Below are 20,107 nucleotides of genomic sequence, written 5' to 3' on the forward strand. Positions count from 1 at the left end.
TGGCTTCATATAACTCTTAATGATGATAAATTTAACAAAAACCGCCCTGAAGGTACTTGAGGAGAGGTACCTCCTGAAGAACGAAAGGGGTGAGGTTGTAGAGACCCCTGAGGAGATGTTCAGGAGGGTTGCCCGTGCAGTTGCATCTGCAGATGAGATGTATGGTTTCGACAGCTATGAGACAGAGGAACTCTTCTATTCGGTTATGCGGAATCTTGAGTTCCTCCCGAATTCACCCACCCTCATGAATGCAGGTACGCCCATAAACCAGCTCTCAGCATGTTTTGTCCTCCCTGTTGATGATTCAATTGAGAGCATATTCGAATCCCTCAGGAACATGGCAATAATCCACAAATCAGGGGGGGCGTTGGATTCTCATTTTCCAGACTCAGACCAAGGGGGGACACCGTTGCATCGACGATGGGCGTGGCCTCAGGTCCCGTGTCATTCATGAGGGTATTCGACGTTGCAGTTGAGGTTATAAAGCAGGGTGGACGGAGACGTGGGGCCAATATGGGGGTGCTCCATGTCAGCCACCCCGACATATTCGGATTCATAGAGGCCAAGACATCAGAGGGGCCCCTCAGAAACTTCAACCTCTCTGTTTCGGTCCCTGACAGGTTCATGGAGGACAGGAAGATTGACCTCATAAACCCCAGGACGGGTGAAACCGTTGACTCAGTACCATCCAGGGAGATATTCAAGAGGATTGTGAAGGCCGCCTGGAGGTCAGGGGACCCCGGAATGATATTCGAGGACAGGATAAACCGGCGCAACCCGACACCCTCCCTTGGAAGGATAGAGGCAACCAACCCATGCATATCCAGTGACACCCTGATAATGACCTCAGAGGGTCCCCTCCCGGTAAATGAACTTGAGGGCAGAGCATTCATGGCGGTTGTCAATGGCTCAGAGTATCCCTCCACTTCAGGGTTCTTTAAAACAGGTTACAGAGAGGTTTTTGAGCTTAAAACCAGGGAGGGTTACAGTTTAAAGTTGACCCATGATCACCCGGTGCTCGTAATGGAGGATAAACCAGTATGGAAGGCCGCCTGCGACCTTGAAAGGGGTGATATGCTTGTTATGGACTCGGGGAGCAGTTTTAACTCAGGGGAGAGGTTCTCCACATTTCTCTCCCTCAAAAGTAATGGTTATGAGGATGTCTATGATGCCTGTGTTGCAGGTGCAAATGCCTTCAATGCCAACGGTTTCATTGTCCACAACTGCGGTGAGCAGCCCCTACTCCCCTATGAGTCATGTAACCTCGGGTCAATCAACCTCTCATTAATGGTCTCAGCTTCAGGTGTGAACTGGGAAAGACTCAGAAGAACCGTCCATACAGCGGTGCACTTCCTTGACAACGTCATAGACGTCAACAGCTACCCGCTCCCTGAGGTCAGGGAGATGACGCTGAAGACAAGGAAGATCGGCCTTGGTGTAATGGGATTCGCTGATATGCTCATAAAGCTGGGTGTGCCCTACAATTCAGGGGAGGCTCTTGGGGTGGCTGAGCGGGTCATGTCCTTCATAGAGGGTGAAGCTAGGAGGGCCTCATCTGATCTTGCAGCTGAGAGGGGGTCGTTTCCGGAATTTTCAGGGAGCATGTGGGATAAAATGGGGTTCGAGGGGATGAGAAACGCCACACTGACAACCATTGCACCCACAGGTTCCCTCAGCATAATAGCAGGTACAAGCAGCGGGATCGAACCCCTCTTTGCGGTTTCATTCACAAGAAACATTCTGGGCAGAAAATTCACCGAAAACAATCCCCTATTTGAAAGAATCGCAAGGGGGCGGCTGAAAAGGGATACATTTGAAATGATAATATCAAAGGGCACTCTGCATGGGGTGTCAGGGGTTCCAGGAAAAATCAGGAGGCTCTTCGTAACAGCCCATGAAATCGACCCTGTCTTTCATGTTAAGATGCAGGCTGCCTTCCAGCGCCATGTGGATAACGCCGTCTCAAAAACCGTTAATCTGCCGCCTGATGCATCCATAAATGACGCTGAGAGGGTATTCGGGGCAGCATATGAACTTGGATGCAAGGGCATAACCATCTACAGGTATGGAAGCAAAATGAATGAGGTCCTGAGGTTTCCTGAATATGCAGGGTCATGCCGGGATATGACCTGCCCCAATTGATGAGGAGGATTTCAAGGTGATAAAATGGACACTACAAACCCTAAATCCTCCCTATTTTGATCTAGTGGACAGTATATATAACCTTTCTCATTCAGCTAGACCACCCTGTAGACAACAAAGTCGCTGTTCTCATAAACCTTCTCAAGATAAGGGTATTTCAGGCTTGATACATCAACCTTTGATGGATTATAGAAGAGAAAACTGCTGGAAGCATCAAAAGTGAAATTTCCGTTCGCCCTAAGTCTTTTATCAAATACCAGAAAAACGATTCCATTTTTAGTCAGCTCATTCCTCTGAGGGATTTCAGGTTTCTCATATAATAAAGGATTCACGGGTCTGTTTGTATAAGCCATTATGAACCCTGCTGCGAAATAATTTGACATTGAAATGGTGCCCCCTTTATCCTGCTGGCTGAACCATTCTGCAAGTTCAACTTCTGAAGGTGTGGGAGGCGCGATCTTAATTCTTCCATGAGATGTCATAGCACCATAATCAACAACTTCTGTACTTGATAGGTTGCTGAACCCTTGGAAAACAGCAAATAAAAGTACAGCTGCCATTAAAATGCATGCAATATTTTTATTTTTAGTTTCAATGATTTCTGCAGTGTATCTTAACCCATGAGCCGCCAGAATGCTCATAGGAATCATTATGTAGATGAGTACCCTATAGGTTATGACATTAACCCCAAAGTAGTATGCCTTTGAGAGAAGGAACATCGAAATAACCCATAAAAGTATAAAACGATCTCTTAAACCGAATCTTTTAATGGAGGGTGTGAGACCAACAAGAGATAGTACTATAACAAGGTAACCCAAGAGATCAGGATATTTCATTATACTGAGGTTTCTTGAAGTCTGTAGTGATGTGCTTACACCACCAGGTCCACCAGTACTTTTAAGGTAAAATGCCGGTGCCCACCATACCGCTGCAATTAAGCCCGCAGTCATAATCAGGATCCCATAACCTTTCAAAGCCTTTTTTATGATACCGACATCTCTTTTAAAGTAGAGTTCAGTTATTATAATTCCGGCTGTGATGAAGGTAATTGCAAAGCCAAGGCAAAAGGTTGCAGCTGGGTGTATAAGTGCAACGATGCCCATTAAAACTCCTGATATGAATGAAGAGAGTAATTTATCCTCTTTAAAGAATTCATAGTAAAAGTAAATACTTAAAGGAAGGAATATAAGCGCCATATTCTCTGGCAATGGTGAAACAAGCCTCATTGCAATTGCTCCTGAGAAAAGTATTAAACCTGCAGCTAAACCCACGATTTTATCCTCATAGAACCTTGAGGCAACCAGAGTAACTGATAAAGCAACAAGACATGCCAAAAATGGCTGTATTATCCTTGCCACATCAAACATGTTCATTCTAAAGAGATATGCCAGTGCAAGAAGTGTCATGTGAAAAACTGGTGGGTAGTTAATAATAGCTCCCTCAGGTGCATTGTAAACAGGATCAAAAAATGTTAAACCATTTAACATGTAAACCTTTGCCAGATGAATATGGTAGAATATATCCCACCCAACTGGCCATGGGTGCTTGAAAGTTACCATAAGAGCCATTAGGAATACTATGAATGACGGTACAAGGTATAGTACTCTCCGATTTGAATTTTCCATTTAATAATCCTCCTTCATAAGGAAGTTGTGATCATGTTATATTTTAAATAAGGTCTATTACCGACGGCATTTAAGTTTTTCTTCTTCAATGTGGAATTTGTTGTGGTTGTGCAAGCAGTTAATCGCAGATCAAGAGAAGTATGGTATTAAATCTATATCAATATGAAAAGTTAATCCACATCATAAGTTAAATAACTAGAAAGTTAATATTTACTCAAGTCTAAATGTCTTCAACTGTAGCTGCAGACTCTTAAATTTCTGCAATTTAGTGACAAGCAACTGCTAGAATACTGGAATGGGAGAGATAAAAAATGAAAATCGGTAAATTAACCGTGATCGATGTCGCAATCATTTTATTCCTCGCTTCACTTGTTTTATACGGATTTCTTAAAACCTCAGATATTGATTCAAACATACAGACATTCACATTCGATTCTTCAGAGATGACCAAAGTCCAGATAAAGTACAACGATCTCTACAGTAAGGGAAAAATCATTAACAGTAAAATCAATGGTTATAACTCCTTAACACAGAAAAGAGGGGTAATATATGGTGAGGTTCTATGGGTGGGAACCATCAATGGGAGGGTAGAAGTTCTCATGAATGTCAGTGGAAAAAAAATACTTGCAGGGGAATACCAGGACAAATTCGCAGATTATTACATAGACTCAATAACACTGGAAGCTACGGGAACCCAGAACGCCACTGATATTATCATAGAACCCATAAAAATCCAGAGAATGTCTGATCTGCTCCTTGATATTCCCTCAAGGTATGAAATGACAACAAACATACCCATAAGCAATGTGGACGTATCAAGATTTCAGGAGCTTTCAAGAGAACTGTACAGCAGAGAAAAGCATGTATCAATAACCCTGGACATCCAAAATGGTAGAATAGAGATCCTCCAGGCAACTCCCGAGGCCATAAAAATATCTGATGAAGTTCTAGGAGATCTAGATGGCCAGACAGATTTCATAACAATAAGAGTATACAATGCAGACAGTAATGTCCTAGAAAAAATAAAAAGCCGCTACAAGGTCATTAAGGTAATTAATCTTAGCACATTATAAACTTTTAGCACAGTATAAACTTCGCAGGTATCTTTTATGAGTCATCTTTACAATGCAGCAAGGAATCTATGCAGAAAGGTGGAATTTAACGTCAGGAAAGCATTGATATTCAAATTAATGCTGGGAGTCTTTCTAACTGTTGAAGAAATATGGTTAAAGAGCTTTTTCAGGAGGATATTCCCTTCAAGTAATTTTATGAATTTCCTCAAAAAGAGCAGAATACTTAGAAACCACATATTTTCACCTCCAGCTTTCATCGTGTTTTTCTCAGTATTCATGGGCCTCGCTGCCATTCCTGTCACAGGGCTCCTGCATGTTAACATAATAACTGGTTTTGTATGTTTCTTTGTTTTTTCAATGGTAATACCCGACAGAATTTTGAGGGGAAACAGATACTTGAAAGTTGACAGGGAAGATATAAGATCAATTGGCCTTACCCTCTTTCTTATTGGCTTCGCCTTTTTCGCCATAACCATCACATCCGTGAATGGCATTCCTCTCATGAAACCCGCCCTGAGATATCTCCTCAACCCCAGATTAACTATTCCCTCTTTTTTAATGATTCCTGGAACAGCACTGCTATCATCTTACATAATAGATGAAATGCAGAAGAAGCGTATAGAGAGACCAGCTGCTAGGTTTAGAGTCATGATTCTGAACATAATCTGCATTTTTCTCCTGGCTTTACTTGGGTACAGAACACCCCTTGTTGCAGTTATTCTCATAACTGTCATAATGGGCTATTACACAGAGTTATTTGAAGTATGGGAAGTCCTGGGTTTCTTGATGGTGACTTTACTTGTAATCATGGGTATAGGTTATTTCAGATCAGTCGAGGAGTATTCCTTAAGTAACTTGAGCGCTTTAACGTTTTTACAGATGCGGGCTGCCTTCACAATGGGTGTGCTCGACAGATTATCCACCCTTTCAGGGATGACTGGCGTTATGCATGGTAAATTAACCTTGAGTATGGTTCCCGGCCTTGGCAGTGGACCAAGAACACTAATCGGGAAACTGATCTGCTGGAGGACAGGAGTTACAATCACGCCCACAATATTTGGACAGATGATCGTGGAATTCGGCACAGCTGGTGTGGCAGCTGGAATGAGTTTGCTTGGCTTAATTTTAGGGTTGGGCTACAGAATAATGCAAAAAACAAGGGATTCCTTTTATGTCATGCTCTACTCCCTTATTATGGCCTACTGTCTCATCTCAGTTGAAACCGGAATCCTTGATCAGCTTGTGGTGATTTATATCCTATCTGCAGCTATCGTATACCTTTACAATATATATCTAAATTTATAATGTTCTAAATACGTTTACCCTTTTCGATGGCCCTCGCAATACCTGAACATTCCTTCAAAATAATTCTCTCTTTAAATGCAGAGGCAACCCTTCCAATGGACTCAACTGTTCTCACCATTTTGTCAAGCCAGCTGAAAACATCTCCAGGATACGCCTGAATCTGATATCTTGAGAGAAGCCCCTTACTTATATCCCTGGGGTCCCTGCCACTCATTCTCTCCCAAAGTATATATTCCGATAATTTTCGCTGAATACACCCACAGAAGGGTCTGTCCATGCATTCACAGGAAAGAAAATCCATCTGTATTCCAAGAACAGCCTCCTGTAGATTTTTATCAAGTTTTATGAGATTATCCCCATTGGATATTATATCAAGGGTTGAATCCGCTGTCAATCGGATTGAAACATTGGCGCCAACTGCCCTCGTTAATCCTCTATGCATTCTTCCTGAGAGATACGCGCCCTCAAATGGTTCAAGTTCAACCGCAATATCAAGAGGCTTTTTACTGGATTTGAGGTTCCTCCTTATGTACTCCGCATCCTCCACATTTAGAAATGATCTGGAGACGGCCATCCCATAATCAGTTGCCCTGAGTTCTCCTTTCCTGCTTATAAGATCAGATGACTCAAGGAAATCAAGCGCCATGTCTCCACCCATGGTCCATGGCACATCAGGGGTGATATCATGCTCTGATTCAATGGCCCCCGAGGTTATATCCGCCAGAAGATTTTCAAGAATGTTTTCATCTGTATGTTGAACCTCAACAGGTTCAGGACCGCTTTCAAGGAGCTCAAGGGCCACAGACTCCTCGGAATCACCATCAAATTCCATGCCAATTTCTGCAAGAACATAGACAACTCCCCGGTCATGGTAGGATGGTCTGCCTGCACGTCCAAGCATCTGTGAAAACTCATTGGGGGTGAGCCAGCGGTTACCCATGAGGAGAGTTTCAAATATAACCTGTGATGCCGGAAAGTCCACTCCCGCTGCAAGTGCCGCTGTGGTGACAACTGCGGCGAGTTTCTGGGATGCAAAGGCCTTCTCTATCCGCTGCCTTTCAGAGTAGGATAAACCTGCATGATATGCTGCTGCACTGACCCTGTTCCTTGTGAGGTACTCTGCAATGATCCTGGTTTTCCTGCGGGAATTTGTGAATATTATTGTCTGTCCCTGGAACCCCTTCCTTGACTTCGAAGAGAACTCGCGTTCTGCAAGCCCCAGTATGATGTTCTTCTTTTCCTCACCGCTCCTTGAGAATATGAGGTGTCTTTCAAGTGGCACTGGCCTTTTATCATATTCAACCAGCTTCAGACCAAAATCTGATGCTATTTCCGCGGAGTTTTTGACTGTTGCAGAGAGTGCTATGATCTGGGCGTTCGGGAATAACCTTTTTATCCTCCATATCATGCCGTTAAGTCTTGCTCCCCTCTCCTCATCCTCAAGGGTATGTATCTCATCAACCACCACCACGCCCACATCGCCGAGGATACCTGCCTTCCCTGACCTCAGGATGTAGTCGATCCCCTCGTAGGTACCAACTATTATATCCGCATCGGCTATATCGGTATCGGGAATCCTCAGCTCACCCTTTGCCTTTATCCTGCTCATACCAACCTTTATGGCTGTTTTGAGTCCAAGTGAAGAGTATCTCTTCTTAAAGTCCCTGTACTTCTGGTTTGCAAGGGCAACGAGTGGTGTGAGGTAGATGAACCTTTCACCCCTCATCGCCCGGGGGATACCTGCAAGTTCCCCCACAAGGGTCTTTCCACTGGCTGTCGCAGATACAACCATAAGACTAGCGCCCTCAAGGAGACCAGCATCAACTGCAAGGACCTGCACTGGCCTCAGCACCCTGCTGCCCTCTCTTCTTAGAATCCGCTTAAATTTCTCAGGAAGCTCAAGCCTGTCAATGGGCACCTTTGGTGTTCTGTCTGCTGTTGCCGTCACCATATCATAGAGTGTCAGTTCATGGTTCGCCAGCGGGTCGAAGCGGGGGGACATCATCTCAAGGACCCTCTCAAGGCTTACACCCCTCCTGATCAGCCTCCTGAAGTTTCTGAATGCCGATTTATCCATGCCCGCCAGTTTGAGCTCCCTTCTTATTACCTCATCAACGCACCTTGAGCATATGATCTGGCCCTCATGCTTCGTTGATGCCTTTGAGCTCACAAGGGTCACATAGCCCTCATGGAGGCAGTGCTGGCATACCCTTGCATACCTGTACCTGATACCGTGATTCTCAAGCAGTTCTTCAAGTTCCTCATCCCGCCCTGTTAGAAACACGGCCTGTTTCCTCAGGAGTTTTATGGCCTCTGAGGGTTTTCTAAGGGTTTCCCTTTCATCCTTCTCCACTGTGAACCTTGCTATTCTGGGGCCAGAGGAGGTTTTTTTGATTTTCAGCTTTCCCCAGTACCCTGGCTTTCTTCGGGTGTTAAGGGCACCCCTGGGACTTCCAGCAGGTATAAAATCAACTGATCTTTTCCTTCGATTCAGGACTATCATTATATCTCTCAAAAAATTAAGGGTCAGGAGCCTTCTTTCCTCTTCTTGAGGAGTTCAACTGCCAGCTCCCTAAGTTTGAACTTCTGGACCTTCCCGCTTGCTGTTAGTGGGAACTCATCAACAAAGAAAACATGTTTCGGGACCTTGTACCTTGCTATCCTCTGGATTGCATAGTCCCTGACATCCTCCTCGAGTATATCTGCACCTTCCTCCCTGATCACAAAGGCACCGACTATTTCGCCGTACTTCTCATCGGGTATCCCCACAACCTGCACGTCCTTTATACCGGGCATTGTGTGGAGGAACTCCTCGATCTCCCTCGGGTAGATGTTCTCGCCGCCCCGGATGATCATGTCCTTTATTCTCCCAACGATTGAGTAGTATCCGTCCTCATCCGTCACCGCAAGGTCGCCGCTGTGGAGCCACCCCTCCTCATCTATGGCCTCGGCTGTCATCTCAGGCATCTTGTAGTAGCCCTTCATGACGTTGTAGCCCCTGCAGCATATCTCGCCGGGTTCGCCGGGGCCCAGCTCCTCGCCGGTTTCAGGGTCCACTATCTTGACCTCAATGTGTGGCAGGGGAGTTCCAACGGTTTCGACACGCTTCTCGATGGGGTCATCCACACTTGTCTGTGTGAAGACCGGGGATGCCTCTGTGAGGCCGTAGGCTATTGTGACCTCCTTCATGTTCATGTCATTCATGACACGCTTCATTGCCTCTATGGGGCAGGGTGACCCCGCCATGATCCCTGTTCTGAGGGATGAAAGGTCGAACATGTCAAACATCGGGTGTGTGAACTCTGCTATAAACATGGTTGGTACACCGTAGAGTGCGGTGCACCTCTCCTTTTCCACCGCTGCAAGTACCAGGAGGGGGTCAAAGAGTTCTATCATGACAAGTGTCCCCCCATGTGTAAGGATGGCCAGCACCCCCAGAACTATTCCAAAGCAGTGGAATAGTGGCACCGGTAGACACAGACGGTCCTCCTCGGTGAATTTCTGTCTCTCACCGATGTAGTAGCCGTTGTTAAGTATGTTCCTGTGGGTGAGCATTACCCCCTTGGGGAAACCTGTGGTCCCCGAGGTGTACTGCATGTTTATGACATCGGTGTTCTTGAGGGTTGACATCACATTGCGGAGTTCACTGTCAGGGACGTGTTTACCCAGGAACATCAGTTCATTGGTGTTGTACATCCCCCTATGCTTCTGGGCCCCTATGTATATGACGCTTCGAAGTTCAGGGAACCTTTCACTCCTCAGGTGGCCCCTCTCCTGGGTTTTGAGTTCATGTGCCAGTTCATAGAGTGTCTGCACGTAGTCAACGTCCCTGAAACCATCTATGATGGCTATTGCCTTCATGTCAGACTGTTTCATGATATATTCAAGTTCATGGCTCTTGTAGGCGGTGTTCACCGTTACAAGAACCGCCCCTATCTTTGCTGTTGCAAAGAGGAATGTCAGCCAGTCTGGTACGTTGGTGGCCCAGATACCCACGTGGTCACCCTTCTTTATCCCGATGGATAACAGGCCCTTTGCAAGGAGGTTGACCCTCTCATTGAACTCCCTGTAGGTGAACCTTAGATCCCTGTCAGGGTATACTATGAACTCCTTATCAGCGTACCTTTCAACCTGTTTCTCAAAGAATTCCCCTATTGTTTCCTCAGTGAAAACCATAAATCCACCCTTTCTATGTTAATCCTCTTTCACAAGGTGTTCTTCAAGCTGTGACCTTATATCAGGGGGTATTGGCTTTTTCCTCTGTTCAATGAAATCGTAGTGGACCAGGACAGCCTTACCCTTTGCCTTGAGTTCCCCGTCCTGCCATGCCTCGTGGCCTATGGTGAAGGATGAGTTTCCTATGTGTGTTATGTAGCTTCTTATCTCCACGTCACTCCCATAGTACATCTGTGCAAGGAAGTCGAATTCTGTCCTTACAAGGATTAGTTTCCACTTCTCATAGCTGAGGTCAAGGTCGGGTGTGAACATCCTGAAGATGGGGTTTCTGCCCTTCTCAAACCAGACCGCTAGGACAGTGTTGTTAACGTGTCTGAGACCATCTATATCCCCAAAACGTGGTGTCACCGTGATTTTGAACATCCTATCATCCACTAGAATGGTGTGTAGACAACTGCCAGTATCCTTGCATCATTTTCCCCTGCTGCGTGGAGGTGGTGGGGTACAACAGAGTCATAGTATATGCTGTCCCCTTCACCGAGCCTGTACTTCTCCTGTCCATAGATGACCTCTATTTCACCCTCCAGGACGTATATGAACTCCTCCCCCTCATGGGATGATAGTTCAAAGTCGTCGCTGTGGAGTTCAACATCGATCAGGAATGGCTCCATGTGCCTGTCGCTTTTGCCGGCACCAAGGGAGTGGAAGTTGAGGTTGCTTGTATCCGCACTCTCCTCATAGCCTGAAAAGTGTATGACCCTCTGGGTTTTTCCTTTTCTGACTATAACAGGTTCATCCTGAACCCTGTCATCAAGGAGTGTGCCGAGCCTCACTCCAAGTGTCCTTGAGATCTTTATGAGGGGTGTGAGTGATGGTAGAATGTCTCCTTCCTCTATTTTCTTGATGAGTTCCCTATTAACTCCACTTCTTTCTGCAAGTTCCTCCAGTGTGATGTTCTGGTTATCCCTGAGCTGTTTTATTCTTTCTCCCACAGTGTTTGCTGGCACGTGATCACCTTAAAATATGGTCATATGTATCTATTTCTAAAATTTCAGTTTAAAAAAATTGCTGTTTAAAAATGTTCATGAACATAATCTGCCGGTGGATTACTGATCCTGGTTCTGGTCCCTGCTGGCCGTTGCTGTTCTGTTTGTTCTGTTATCAGTATAGAATGTGACCTCTGTTTCATTGGTTGTGTTGTTGGTGATGTTCATTATGTGTTTCCTCAGGATTACCGGCTGGAAACCTGGGTTTCCCATGGGTTCTATCTTCTCATCGGAGGGAAGGATGTCTGTGGGAAATTCAACTGCAAAGGATGGTTTTATGAAGATACATACTGTGGATGAGAAGCCATATGCAACAAGAGCTATCATGAGCACTGCAAAGAGCCTTCCCTTTTTTGTTGAGTTCAATGAAACACCTCTTACTGTTTTTCTCATTTTTCTGATATTTTAATGTTGGCATGGTACTCGGAAAAAGGTTACCGGCATCCTTATATAGTCTGGTTTATCATATGGATACCAAAAAAGGAGTGTGATAAGGAATGTTAAATTCCGGTGATACAGCCTGGATGCTGATATCAACTGCTCTGGTGATTCTTATGACCATACCCGGCGTTGCAATGTTCTATTCAGGCCTTACAAAAAGGGAAAATGTCCTCAATACAATTTTTCTATCATTTGTCTCCTTCGGAGTGGTCAGTCTGCTGTGGTTTTTATTTGGCTATGGCCTCATCTTTGGAGGGGACATTTCAGGGATATTAGGAACTCAGATTAGCAGCATAAGCCTTACATCCCTTAAATCAGCGTCAGAATATGCTCCAACAATTCCAGGGGGCCTTTTTGCAATTTTCCAGATGACATTTGCTGCCATAACCGTTGCGCTGATATCAGGTGCTGTGGTTGAGAGGATCAGGTTTTCGTCGTGGATCATCTTTATTCCGCTCTGGTTCACATTTGTTTACGTGCCCGTGGCCCACTGGGTATGGGGCGGTGGATTCCTGCAGAGCCTCGGTGTCTATGATTTCGCAGGTGGAATAGTGGTGCACCTCACAAGTGGTATTGCCGCACTTGCACTTGCACTGGTCATTGGCCCAAGGCACGACCAGAAGCTGATGCCGCACCATCTTGGATACTCTGTGATAGGCACCGGCCTTCTATGGTTTGGATGGTTCGGATTCAACGCAGGTTCAGCCCTTTCAGCGGGCAACCTTGCCACAGATGCCATGATTGTGACCAACACCTCTGCCGCCGCAGGGATGCTCGGCTGGATGCTGATGGACAGAATCAAAACCGGGAAGCCAACCCTCCTTGGGGCCCTTTCAGGTGCAGTTGCAGGTCTTGCATCAATAACCCCTGCAGCTGGCTTCGTGGATATAGGTGCATCGATTTTCATTGGGTTTCTGGCATCCATGATCTGTTACCTCGCTGTGTCCTGGCTCAAGCCCCTCCTGGGGTATGATGACGCCCTGGATGTTTTCGGAATTCATGGAGTCTCAGGTGTTATAGGAACGATAGGGGTGGGCCTATTTGCAATACCCGCACTTAACCCCGCCCTCAGTGGCAGTGGTCTCATAACAGGAAGCACCGCGCTCTTCACCAGTCAGGTTATCGGTGTTGTTACTGTGGTCATCTACACCTTCACAGTTACATACATTCTAGCAAGCCTGCTTAAGAAATGGAGAGGTCTCCGTGTTGAAAGGGAGGATGAGATTCAGGGACTTGACATAAACCTACACGAGGAAACCGGTTACAGACTGACATAATCAGTGATTTAAATAGGGGCAAGAGAATATACATAAAAGCTGTTCACAGAGAGAGGTGGAGACCAATGAAGAGGATCACAGCCATTATCAGAAGAGAAAAACTTGAGGATGTTAAGGATGCCCTGGAACTGGTGGGAATTCACGGAATGACCGTCACAGATGTGAGGGGAAGGGGCCAGCAGATGGGTATCCGTGAGAGTTACCGTGGTATGGATTACTGCGTTGACCTGATCCCAAAGGTCCAGATTGAGGTGGTGGTTGACTCAGGGGACCTTGAAAAGGTGATTGAAACAGTAACCGAAAACGCAAGAACAGGAGATATTGGGGACGGTAAAATCTTCATAACTGATGTGCTTGATGTTGTGAGGATAAGGACCGGTGAAAGGGGAAAAAAGGCCATATAATGGATCAAAAATCATATAAAACCCCTTTTTTAAGGATAATGACAGAAAAAAAGGGGGGAAAGGCTGTCCAGTGCCCAATTAATCCAGAACTCAGCCTCCCTGATCTCTATTTAACATTTTGCTGTAATTTACCTTTTAGCCCTGAACTTATTTTAGTTTAACCCACTTTACCTGAAATTTTAACCGAAATCTTTATATATGAGCATGATCTAAGTGATAGTGTCGGAAGTTGATTTCCGCCTTCCGGCATTGAAGTATAAGATTGTAAAAAACAGAATAATAACAACAGGTATATGGAGGATGACTCTGATGGACGCGGTTTTAAACTCCGGTGACACAGCCTGGATGCTGATATCAACGGCCCTCGTGATGCTCATGACGGTTCCAGGCGTGGCACTCTTCTATGGGGGTTTAACAAAAAAGGAGAACGTGCTCAACACGATGTTCCTGTCACTGATAGCCTTCGCAGTGACAAGCCTCATATGGGTACTCTACGGCTATCAGTTTGCATTTGGAGCAGATATAATGGGACTCATAGGAAGTCCGGCGAACCTATTCATGAACGGCATAGGTGTCGATAAACTCGCAGAACTCGCACCAACAATACCAGACTTCCTTTACATAGCATTCCAGCTAACATTCGCTGCAATAACAGTTGCACTCATATCAGGTGCGATAGTGGAGAGAATGAAATTCTCAGCATGGCTTGCATTCATTGCACTCTGGGTGAGCCTGGTATATGTACCGGTGGCCCACTGGGTATGGGGCGGCGGATTCCTTGCCCAGCTGGGTGCCCTTGACTTTGCAGGGGGTACAGTGGTCCACATAAACTCAGGTGTGGCTGCACTTGCACTGGTATACCTCCTTGGTAAGAGAAAGGATACAAGGCTGCTACCACACAACCTTGGGTACTCAGTGATAGGCGCTGCCCTCCTTTGGTTCGGCTGGTTCGGATTCAACGCAGGTTCAGCCCTCACAGCAGGTGGACTGGCAGCATCAGCCTTCCTTGTGACCAACACCGCTGCAGCAGCAGGTATGATCTCATGGGTGATAATAGACTACCTCAAAACAGGTAAACCCACAGTGCTCGGCGGCATATCAGGTGCCGTTGCAGGTCTTGTTGCAATAACACCTGCAGCAGGATTTGTAACGGTACCCGCAGCAATAATCATAGGCCTGGTCACAAGTGCCATATCATACCTTGCAATATCATACCTCAAACCAAGGATTGGATACGACGACGCCCTGGACGTGTTCGGAATACACGGGATGTCAGGTATATGGGGATCAGTGGCAACAGGTATCTTCGCAGCGCCATTCATAAATGAACTGGGAACAGGCCTCATCTACGGAAACCCTGGTCAGATGACGGCACAGGTAATAGCAGTTGTGATCGTCGCTGTCTACTCATTCATAGTTACACTGGTGATAGGAAAGCTCCTGGACCTCACGGTGGGCCTCAGGGTAACAGAGAAGGAGGAAATAGAGGGACTCGATACCCACCTCCACGAGGAGACAGGATACAGAATCTAGGGGTGATAGGATGAAAGAAGTGGTGGCCATCATAAGACCCGAGAAACTCGAGGAAGTTAAAAACGCCCTTGAAGAGGTAGGGTGCCATGGGATGACAGTGACAGAGGTCAAAGGGCGTGGGAGACAGCTCGGCATAACCGAAAGCTACCGTGGTAGGGATTACCGGATAGACCTGCTGCCAAAAACAAAGATCGAAATTGTGGTGAACGATGAGGACCTCGATAAGGTGGTTGACACCATAGTGAAAAGCGCACAGACAGGTGACATAGGAGACGGGAAGATATTCATCTCAGGAGTTGAAGAGGTTGTCAGGATAAGGACAGGTGAAAGCGGTAAAAAGGCCGTTTAACCCATAAACTTTATTTTTTCAGACTAACATACAACCCCCACCGATTTTAATCCCATAATTAAAACTTTATTTTTTCAGACTAACATACAACCCCCACCGATTTTAATCCCATAATTAAAACTTTATTTTTTCAGACTAACATACAACCCCCACCGATTTTAATCCCATAATTAAATAATCTAAGAAATTCCATACTTCGTATATAGAAAAAGGGGGCTGGGGGTTCTTGAAGGGTCAGATAATGCTCATTGCAGTTATCCTGTCAGTATTTTTCATGGGATGCACATCTGCAGAAGAAAATAACACCACAGCGAACATCACATCAGAAACCCAGCCATCAGTGGAACCACTTGCAACTGGCATTAATTTAAGCGTGGATCCCACAAGCCTCAACCTCGGAACTGTGGATCCGGATGGAATAGAAAGGGAATACTACACCGCAACAAATGTATCAATAATAACAAGGAGGGGGACCTTAGTGGTCTACCTGATGGCCAGCGGTGACCTTATAAGCATAAACAACAGTTCAAACACCATACCCCTTTCAAATCTGAAATACAGCATAAAATATGAGAGTCCCTATGGGCCGATCGAGGTCCCAAAAAGAAGTTTTACAACCAGTTACTATATGATATGGACCTACACAGGCCGTGTTAGTGTAGTGATCCCAGTTAATTACTACATAACTGTACCCCTCTACACGGACCCCGGCACATACACAGTCACCATAACCTACGTGGCAGTTTAAACTAAAAATTAATAATTGAGGGGGTCACCATCCCCTATCCTGCATTCTACCCTCTTCAGGGATCTCGCTGATTTCAAGGCCCCTCATGGCTGTGCCAAGGCCCCTTGAAACCTCCGCTATGACCTCAGGTTCGTCGTAGTGGGCTGTGGCCTCAACAATGGCCCTCGCATATCCCTCAGGGTTATCTGACTTGAATATTCCAGAACCCACAAAAACGCCATCGGCGCCAAGCTGCATCATGAGTGCTGCGTCTGCGGGTGTTGCAACCCCACCAGCTGCGAAGTTAACTACGGGGAGCTTTCCAAGGCGGGCTGTTTCCCTCACAAGTTCAAGGGGAGCCTCAATCTTCCTTGCGAATTCCCAGAGTTCCTCTTCCTCCTTGTTCTGGATCTCCCTGATCTCACCCATCATTATCCTCATGTGCCTAACGGCCTCAACGATGTTACCAGTTCCAGGTTCCCCCTTGGTCCTTATCATGGCTGCGCCCTCGTCTATCCTCCTGAGTGCCTCCCCAAGGTTTCTTGCACCGCACACAAATGGGACAGTGAACTTCTTCTTGTCTATGTGGAAGCGCTCATCTGCAGGGGTTAGGACCTCGCTCTCATCTATCATGTCAACCCCAAGGGCCTCAAGGACCTGGGCCTCCACGAAGTGTCCTATCCTGACCTTGGCCATCACAGGTATGGACACTGCGTCCATTATCTCCTGAACCTTATTGGGATCGGCCATCCTTGCAACTCCTCCAGAGGCCCTTATATCCGCGGGTACCTTCTCAAGGGCCATTACAGCGACTGCCCCTGAGTCCTCTGCAATTGCAGCCTGTTCAGCGTTGACAACGTCCATTATAACGCCGCCCTTGGTCATCTTTGCAAATCCCTTCTTGAGTACTTCTGTACCATGCAGCATGATCAATCTCCTCCTGTTAGAATAAACAGCACATTTATATCTGAAAACCAACTGTTAAATATCTTGCCCGGGTTGCTGCTCCCGAAAATATTTAAGATGAGGAATCATAACATAAGCAGAGGATGATGAATCATAGCTAAACCAGCAGGTTTTCCGTGATAAAAATGGTGGCAGGAACATTCACAGGGTCTGTGATTTACTCACATGCTGTACCCGCAATTCTTGGATTTACAGGACTGATACTCCTATGTAACGGTATGATGGATGATAAGAGGGACCAGGTGCTTGCAGGTCTCGGTTTATTCTTTGCAGCAGGGCTGCTTCCGTTCATCATACTGCCCCTGATCCTTGGTATCTGAAACCATTCCATTGGGAAGCGATTCACTTAAATTTTTCCCTCAAGCTTTCTTGTTGCCATGAGTGATGCAAAGTTTCCGGCAGCCTCAGGGTCAGAGGTCCTCCTCATATGGACATAGGCAGCCATGTATGTATCCCCCAGCCCTGTTGGGTCAAGTTCCCTTTCTGCAGTAACAGCCATTATCCTTATGAGGGACCCCTTATGGGATATCAGGGAGCCCCTGGGTCCACAGGTCACTATGACCTCACCGCAGTGTTCACTGAGTATCCCAATAGCCCCCATGATGTCACTGGAAACTGCTCGAAGTTCGTTGATATCAAGAAAAGCACCACTCCCCGCCTCCAGGACCCGAGGGATTTTCTTCCTGAATTTCAGTCTGACCATGTCTCCCGCAGGGTATCTCAGGTAGCCCTGAAGTCCTGTGTAGAGCCTGTGCCTTTTTCCCAGAAACTCCAGGGTCTCCAGGGGTATGTCTGAGGGCAGAAGAGGCCCTGCAAGGACGGCGGTCCACTCCTCCCTTGCAATTGTTTCAATATCCCCAATTTCAATTGGGTTACTGGCAAAATTGGACCTCTGGATCCTCCTCGAGGTATCCCCGTTATCATAGATATTCTCAAACTCAACCGTTGAGTCCCTGTAAAGGGGTATTATGTTTGTATTGGACGGGAATTCACCGAGAAGGCGCCTGTCAGCCTCTGACAGGGTTACAACTGCCGTGTGGTCAACCCCAAGGTGTGAGAGTAGCCGGGAATAGTAGTAAACGGCGCCCCCCACCCTGGACTCTGTGGAGTTCCTCCTCACTATCCGGTCCATGCTAACAGGACCAATAAGGAGGTACCTTTCTTTGTTCACCCGGGCCTCACCATCCCCTCATGGAGAGCCCTTCCAACAAGAACCTTCCTCACACCCATGGCCTCAAATTCAGGTATCTCGTTGGGTAGAACACCGCCACCGGGTATCACCCTCCTGATGATTGGCCTGAAGAGTTCAAGGAGGTCCCTGTTGAACCCTGAGGATGTGCCAACTGCCCCCAGGTCAAGGAGTATAACGTCAGACTCATAGCCGAGGAGGAGGTCCCTGAATTCTTCAAGTTCAAGGTCAATGTTCTCTGAGTGGAGTTTCATGTCCTTAACATCCACGCTTACAACGGTCCTCTCTGGGGGATATGTTTTAAGGATGTATTCAAGTTCCTCTGTACTCTCAAGGGTCTCTGTTGCGGCAACAACCCGTGATGCAAACTGGAGCATGAATCTGAATGTCTCCCTGTTTTTTACCCCTGCGTCGAGGGTTACCGGCAGCACATGGTTAACCCTTCCTACGCTATCAAGATTGGATCCTGTGCCCTCGATGGCGTCAAGGTCGGCTATGTAGATTGACCGTGCCCCGGCTGCCCTGAGGGAGAGTGCTATATTCACAGGGTCGGGGGCTGACGAGAACACAGTCTCGAGGGGTCTGTAATTTTCACGTTCACCTGATTTGCCGGCTACCGCTATACCTCCCCTCAGATCAATAACAGGTATGACTTCAATCATATGGATACCTCTAAGAAGAAGTGAAATATCAGAACTCATTTTGGGTTTGGGATATTTAAAGTTTTCAGAGAAAATGGGAATGGTAAGCCACATGAACCATATCATCTGAAGTTTTCAGAAAAACTAAAAAATGGGAACGGGTAAACTACCCCTGAACCATTACCATCAAACTTTCCAGAAAAAAACTAAAAATTAGAATGGTAAGCTACCCCTGAACCATTATAAGCTTACCTGTCTTGGGGTCCCTGTAAACTGTTCCCATCTCAACGTATCCCTGACCAGACCCCGAACTGGTCTCGGGAGTGTTGTTGAGCTCCTGGCCCTTCTGAACCTCAACTGCCTTCTTCATTGCCTCCATGGTTTCCTGACGCTCCTGTGGAGTCATGTCAGCGAATACGACATTCTGCATGTTCCAGGAGAGCACCAGGAATATGAGGAAGCCCACAGACAGGACCAGCATGGCATCAACCAGGTTTGCGCTTCCGGCCATCGGGTCCTCTTCATTTTGATCCGACAGGAGCCTTCGCCGGCGTCTGAGCGGCATTATCCATCACCTCCAGCACTGCCTCGGCCATGGTCTCAAGGTTTGAGAGGTACTCCTCATACCATCTGCGCCTGACCTTTGAGATTACGTAGGCTATACCCCCTGATGCCAGGCCCACGACTGTTGTGTCAAAGGCTATGATGATGGCCTGGGCCAGTGTATTTATATCCCCTGCACCGAGGGCTGCCAGGCCGGGCCCCATGGGTATGAGTGTCCCCATAAGACCAAGGGTTGGTCCGAGCCTTGTCACGATGTCCGTCTTCTCGAGGCTCTTTGCAGCCTTGAGCTCCTCGTTCTCTATGAGTTTCCTTGCAAGGGCCTCCCTTGATTTGGGTCCCAGTTCTGAAGTCTCCGCAATATTTGTAAGGACCTCCTTCTGGCTCTGTGGTATCTCCATTGAATTTACAACCTCAATTATCCTCTCAGGGGTTCCTGGATTGGAAATTGATTTTATAGCGGATTCCAGTTCCCTGATGTCAGTCCTTATTCTTCCAGAGTACTCTGACATTAGCCCGCCAAGAGTTATTATTGCATAGACCATGAATAACAGGAGCCCTGCTATAACAGGTATGAGGAGACTCTGGGAGACAACGTGTAGTGCGCCGCTCAGTATTTCACTGCCGGGTACTGCAACCATATCCTATCACC

General features: G+C 46.6%; 21 protein-coding genes. 10 read left to right on the forward strand and 11 right to left on the reverse strand.

Annotation, left to right across the window (positions count from 1 at the left end; translation table 11 throughout):
- Positions 1 to 22: 22 nt before the first annotated feature.
- Together MTBMA_RS09240 and MTBMA_RS05055 are read left to right on the forward strand one after the other, a co-directional pair.
- The gene (locus MTBMA_RS09240) at positions 23 to 454 is read left to right on the forward strand and encodes a ribonucleotide reductase N-terminal alpha domain-containing protein (RefSeq protein WP_187239629.1); all 432 of its coding nucleotides are present in this window, start codon (positions 23 to 25) and stop codon (positions 452 to 454) included.
- Positions 355 to 2,142 carry a ribonucleotide reductase gene (locus MTBMA_RS05055; protein ID WP_238523425.1) on the forward strand — a complete coding sequence of 596 codons (1,788 nt, stop codon included), beginning with the start codon at positions 355 to 357 and terminating at the stop codon, positions 2,140 to 2,142. Before MTBMA_RS09240 ends, MTBMA_RS05055 begins: the two co-directional genes overlap by 100 nt.
- A 95-nt stretch (positions 2,143 to 2,237) precedes the next feature.
- On the opposite strand, the gene MTBMA_RS05060 is transcribed toward MTBMA_RS05055, so the two are convergent.
- Complete coding sequence (locus MTBMA_RS05060) at positions 2,238 to 3,767, reverse strand: hypothetical protein (protein ID WP_013295851.1); 1,530 nt, start codon at positions 3,765 to 3,767, stop codon at positions 2,238 to 2,240.
- A 311-nt stretch (positions 3,768 to 4,078) separates the two neighbouring features.
- On the opposite strand from MTBMA_RS05060, the gene MTBMA_RS05065 reads away from it, so the two are divergent.
- Positions 4,079 to 4,840, forward strand: a complete 762-nt coding sequence (locus MTBMA_RS05065) for a hypothetical protein (protein ID WP_013295852.1) — start codon at positions 4,079 to 4,081, stop codon at positions 4,838 to 4,840.
- A 36-nt stretch (positions 4,841 to 4,876) separates the two neighbouring features.
- A complete protein-coding gene (locus tag MTBMA_RS05070) occupies positions 4,877 to 6,145 on the forward strand; it encodes an oligosaccharide repeat unit polymerase family protein (RefSeq protein WP_013295853.1) in 1,269 nt (422 codons plus the stop codon).
- Between the two features lie 4 nt (positions 6,146 to 6,149).
- Here the strand turns inward: MTBMA_RS05070 and MTBMA_RS05075 are convergent, their stop codons facing one another.
- The 5 genes from MTBMA_RS05075 to MTBMA_RS05095 form a co-directional block, all read right to left on the reverse strand.
- Positions 6,150 to 8,648, reverse strand: coding sequence for a DUF5814 domain-containing protein (locus MTBMA_RS05075; RefSeq protein WP_013295854.1), 2,499 nt, complete (start codon positions 8,646 to 8,648; stop codon positions 6,150 to 6,152).
- Positions 8,649 to 8,671: 23 nt separating this feature from the next.
- The gene (locus tag MTBMA_RS05080; RefSeq protein ID WP_013295855.1) at positions 8,672 to 10,321 is read right to left on the reverse strand and encodes an AMP-binding protein; all 1,650 of its coding nucleotides are present in this window, start codon (positions 10,319 to 10,321) and stop codon (positions 8,672 to 8,674) included.
- A gap of 18 nt (positions 10,322 to 10,339) precedes the next feature.
- On the reverse strand, positions 10,340 to 10,744 hold the full coding sequence (locus MTBMA_RS05085; RefSeq protein WP_013295856.1) for an acyl-CoA thioesterase: 405 nt from the start codon (positions 10,742 to 10,744) through the stop codon (positions 10,340 to 10,342).
- An 11-nt stretch (positions 10,745 to 10,755) separates the two neighbouring features.
- Positions 10,756 to 11,328, reverse strand: coding sequence for a helix-turn-helix domain-containing protein (locus tag MTBMA_RS05090; protein WP_013295857.1), 573 nt, complete (start codon positions 11,326 to 11,328; stop codon positions 10,756 to 10,758).
- Positions 11,329 to 11,427: 99 nt separating this feature from the next.
- Entirely contained in the window at positions 11,428 to 11,733 is a 306-nt protein-coding gene (locus MTBMA_RS05095; RefSeq protein WP_013295858.1) for a hypothetical protein, read from the reverse strand.
- 131 nt (positions 11,734 to 11,864) lie between these two features.
- Here MTBMA_RS05095 and MTBMA_RS05100 point away from each other — a divergent pair, with 131 nt between their 5' ends.
- From MTBMA_RS05100 to MTBMA_RS05120, 5 genes are all read left to right on the forward strand, one after another.
- The gene (locus tag MTBMA_RS05100) at positions 11,865 to 13,085 is read left to right on the forward strand and encodes an ammonium transporter (RefSeq protein ID WP_013295859.1); all 1,221 of its coding nucleotides are present in this window, start codon (positions 11,865 to 11,867) and stop codon (positions 13,083 to 13,085) included.
- Between the two features lie 65 nt (positions 13,086 to 13,150).
- On the forward strand, positions 13,151 to 13,489 hold the full coding sequence (locus MTBMA_RS05105) for a P-II family nitrogen regulator (protein WP_013295860.1): 339 nt from the start codon (positions 13,151 to 13,153) through the stop codon (positions 13,487 to 13,489).
- Between the two features lie 309 nt (positions 13,490 to 13,798).
- Positions 13,799 to 15,022, forward strand: a complete 1,224-nt coding sequence (locus tag MTBMA_RS05110; protein WP_013295862.1) for an ammonium transporter — start codon at positions 13,799 to 13,801, stop codon at positions 15,020 to 15,022.
- A 10-nt stretch (positions 15,023 to 15,032) separates the two neighbouring features.
- The gene (locus MTBMA_RS05115) at positions 15,033 to 15,371 is read left to right on the forward strand and encodes a P-II family nitrogen regulator (protein WP_013295863.1); all 339 of its coding nucleotides are present in this window, start codon (positions 15,033 to 15,035) and stop codon (positions 15,369 to 15,371) included.
- A 226-nt stretch (positions 15,372 to 15,597) separates the two neighbouring features.
- On the forward strand, positions 15,598 to 16,119 hold the full coding sequence (locus MTBMA_RS05120; protein WP_013295864.1) for a hypothetical protein: 522 nt from the start codon (positions 15,598 to 15,600) through the stop codon (positions 16,117 to 16,119).
- A gap of 24 nt (positions 16,120 to 16,143) precedes the next feature.
- On the opposite strand, the gene pdxS is transcribed toward MTBMA_RS05120, so the two are convergent.
- Entirely contained in the window at positions 16,144 to 17,025 is an 882-nt protein-coding gene (gene pdxS / locus MTBMA_RS05125; RefSeq protein ID WP_013295865.1) for a pyridoxal 5'-phosphate synthase lyase subunit PdxS, read from the reverse strand.
- 164 nt (positions 17,026 to 17,189) lie between these two features.
- On the opposite strand from pdxS, the gene MTBMA_RS05130 reads away from it, so the two are divergent.
- A complete protein-coding gene (locus MTBMA_RS05130; RefSeq protein WP_048901204.1) occupies positions 17,190 to 17,384 on the forward strand; it encodes a hypothetical protein in 195 nt (64 codons plus the stop codon).
- A 26-nt stretch (positions 17,385 to 17,410) separates the two neighbouring features.
- Here MTBMA_RS05130 and MTBMA_RS05135 read toward each other — a convergent pair whose 3' ends face one another.
- From MTBMA_RS05135 to MTBMA_RS05150, 4 genes are all read right to left on the reverse strand, one after another.
- Positions 17,411 to 18,235: a PfkB family carbohydrate kinase gene (locus MTBMA_RS05135; RefSeq protein ID WP_013295867.1), complete on the reverse strand. Its 825-nt coding sequence runs from the start codon at positions 18,233 to 18,235 to the stop codon at positions 17,411 to 17,413.
- Positions 18,232 to 18,915 carry a HisA/HisF family protein gene (locus tag MTBMA_RS05140; protein WP_013295868.1) on the reverse strand — a complete coding sequence of 228 codons (684 nt, stop codon included), beginning with the start codon at positions 18,913 to 18,915 and terminating at the stop codon, positions 18,232 to 18,234. The genes MTBMA_RS05135 and MTBMA_RS05140 overlap by 4 nt, the downstream gene beginning before the upstream one ends.
- Positions 18,916 to 19,120: 205 nt before the next feature.
- Complete coding sequence (locus tag MTBMA_RS05145; protein ID WP_013295869.1) at positions 19,121 to 19,459, reverse strand: DUF2149 domain-containing protein; 339 nt, start codon at positions 19,457 to 19,459, stop codon at positions 19,121 to 19,123.
- Positions 19,416 to 20,096, reverse strand: a complete 681-nt coding sequence (locus MTBMA_RS05150; RefSeq protein ID WP_013295870.1) for a MotA/TolQ/ExbB proton channel family protein — start codon at positions 20,094 to 20,096, stop codon at positions 19,416 to 19,418. The genes MTBMA_RS05145 and MTBMA_RS05150 overlap by 44 nt, the downstream gene beginning before the upstream one ends.
- Between the last annotated feature and the right edge of the window lie 11 nt (positions 20,097 to 20,107).

It is taken from the genome of Methanothermobacter marburgensis str. Marburg (assembly GCF_000145295.1).
GTDB lineage: Archaea > Methanobacteriota > Methanobacteria > Methanobacteriales > Methanothermobacteraceae > Methanothermobacter > Methanothermobacter marburgensis.

Excerpts from the sequence above, each read along its gene's own strand:
- MTBMA_RS09240 (WP_187239629.1), top strand. The coding sequence starts at position 23 with ATGATAAATTTAACAAAAACCGCCCTGAAGGTACTTGAGGAGAGGTAC.
- MTBMA_RS05060 (WP_013295851.1), bottom strand. The coding sequence starts at position 3,767 with ATGGAAAATTCAAATCGGAGAGTACTATACCTTGTACCGTCATTCATA.
- MTBMA_RS05065 (WP_013295852.1), top strand. The coding sequence starts at position 4,079 with ATGAAAATCGGTAAATTAACCGTGATCGATGTCGCAATCATTTTATTC.
- MTBMA_RS05070 (WP_013295853.1), top strand. The coding sequence starts at position 4,877 with ATGAGTCATCTTTACAATGCAGCAAGGAATCTATGCAGAAAGGTGGAA.
- MTBMA_RS05075 (WP_013295854.1), bottom strand. The coding sequence starts at position 8,648 with ATGATAGTCCTGAATCGAAGGAAAAGATCAGTTGATTTTATACCTGCT.
- MTBMA_RS05080 (WP_013295855.1), bottom strand. The coding sequence starts at position 10,321 with ATGGTTTTCACTGAGGAAACAATAGGGGAATTCTTTGAGAAACAGGTT.
- MTBMA_RS05085 (WP_013295856.1), bottom strand. The coding sequence starts at position 10,744 with ATGTTCAAAATCACGGTGACACCACGTTTTGGGGATATAGATGGTCTC.
- MTBMA_RS05100 (WP_013295859.1), top strand. The coding sequence starts at position 11,865 with ATGTTAAATTCCGGTGATACAGCCTGGATGCTGATATCAACTGCTCTG.
- MTBMA_RS05105 (WP_013295860.1), top strand. The coding sequence starts at position 13,151 with ATGAAGAGGATCACAGCCATTATCAGAAGAGAAAAACTTGAGGATGTT.
- MTBMA_RS05110 (WP_013295862.1), top strand. The coding sequence starts at position 13,799 with ATGGACGCGGTTTTAAACTCCGGTGACACAGCCTGGATGCTGATATCA.
- MTBMA_RS05115 (WP_013295863.1), top strand. The coding sequence starts at position 15,033 with ATGAAAGAAGTGGTGGCCATCATAAGACCCGAGAAACTCGAGGAAGTT.
- pdxS (WP_013295865.1), bottom strand. The coding sequence starts at position 17,025 with ATGCTGCATGGTACAGAAGTACTCAAGAAGGGATTTGCAAAGATGACC.
- MTBMA_RS05130 (WP_048901204.1), top strand. The coding sequence starts at position 17,190 with ATGGTGGCAGGAACATTCACAGGGTCTGTGATTTACTCACATGCTGTA.
- MTBMA_RS05140 (WP_013295868.1), bottom strand. The coding sequence starts at position 18,915 with ATGATTGAAGTCATACCTGTTATTGATCTGAGGGGAGGTATAGCGGTA.
- MTBMA_RS05145 (WP_013295869.1), bottom strand. The coding sequence starts at position 19,459 with ATGCCGCTCAGACGCCGGCGAAGGCTCCTGTCGGATCAAAATGAAGAG.
- MTBMA_RS05150 (WP_013295870.1), bottom strand. The coding sequence starts at position 20,096 with ATGGTTGCAGTACCCGGCAGTGAAATACTGAGCGGCGCACTACACGTT.